This is a genomic window from Micromonospora sp. NPDC049048, assembly GCF_043197615.1.
Taxonomy (GTDB): domain Bacteria; phylum Actinomycetota; class Actinomycetes; order Mycobacteriales; family Micromonosporaceae; genus Micromonospora.
Window position 1 is genome coordinate 1 of the sequence record NZ_JBICTM010000035.1, and the last position, 1428, is coordinate 1428.

The 1428-nt window shown below is 68.6% G+C and carries 1 protein-coding gene; it reads right to left on the minus strand.

Annotation, left to right across the window (positions count from 1 at the left end; genetic code table 11):
- Positions 1–21: 21 nt before the first annotated feature.
- Complete coding sequence (locus ACGFIG_RS30740) at positions 22–1260, minus strand: IS701 family transposase (protein WP_393008885.1); 1239 nt, start codon at positions 1258–1260, stop codon at positions 22–24.
- Positions 1261–1428: the final 168 nt, after the last annotated feature.

Consider the following 1428-nt stretch of genomic DNA (forward strand, 5'->3'; position numbering starts at 1 on the left):
TACTCCAGCAGGAGATCCGTTTCAGGGCTCGGTGAGGGCTTGTCGGGCGTAGTGGCTGATCTTGGCTTCGGCTTGGTGTTGGCGTCGGAAGATGGACCAGGCGATGACGTCGCCGACGCGTCGGGTGGGTTCGATGACCAGCGCGTGGAACAGCCGTCGGAGTTCGTTGACGGTGATCGGGATTAAGCCGTTCGGGCTGGTGGTGCTGGCCGCTGCGGCGGCGGCGAGGAACGCGTGTGCGGCGATGACGAGGGTGGTCCAGCGGTGCCAGGCCCGCCAGCGGCGGTGTTGGTGCTGGTCCAGGCCGAGGCCGGTCTTGGCGGCCTGGAATGATTCCTCGATGCTCCATCGTCGGCCGGCGACGGCCACCAGGTGGCGCAGCGGAACCGGTTCGGGTGACCAGCAGCGGTAGAACGCCAGCTCACCCGTGCTCTGGTTGCGGCGGATCAGCAGCCAGTGGTGACCCTGGTGCTCGTCGACGGCCAGGGGCAAGGTGACGAATGCCCAGTCGTAGTAGCGGTGACCCTTCGCCCCCTGGCCAGCGGAAATCCGCTGCCACGCCCGCGTCGGCAGACCGGCGGCGATCTGGTCCGCCCGCTGGATACCCAGTCCGGTGGGGACTCGATGCGAGCAGGCGACCGCGAGGACATAGCCGAGTCGATGGCCACGCAGAGCCGCGGCCAGAAGGGGGTCACCGCCGTAGGCCTCGTCGCCGGCGACCCACCGGCACGGCAGCCCGCCGGCCAGGGCGGTGTCGATCAGCCGCCGTGCCAGCTGCGGTTTCGTGGCGAAGCCGACGGTGTCGGGCACCCCGGCCTCCACCCGTCGCGCGGGGTCGTCGGTCCAGGACTTCGGCAGGTAGAGAGCGACGTCGACCAGGGTGTGCCCGGCCGGTGAGGCATAGGACAGGTGCACCGCGAGCTGGCAGTTCTCGATCTTCCCGGCGGTGCCGGAGTACTGCCGCTGCACCCCGACGGTGTGCACGCCCTTCTTCAGATCACCGGTCTCGTCGATCAGCAGGACACCGTCGGGGTGCCCGAGTTTGACCGCGACGAAATCTCGTACGTCGGCGCGGACCTGCGCGTCGTCCCACCTGGCCCGACCGATCAGGTCCTGCATGCCGCCAGGCCCGTCGTCACCGGCGTGTTCCGCGATCGTCCAGCAGTTTTTGGTCGGCAACGGCGCCAGCAGCCCGGCCATGAAGTCCCGCACCCGCCGGCGGGGCTCAGGCCGCCCGAAGCGCGACCCGACCACGTCCATCAGCTCGTCGAACAGCCCAGACCATCGTCGGGCGTCTACTCTGTAGGCGGCAGCCACCGCCGTATCTTGGGTCCACACAACCACGAGACTCAGCGGTGGCTGCTCCATGCCCACGGACAAAACCACACCGCCACAGCAGGCCAGAACGGATCTCCTGCTGGAGTACTA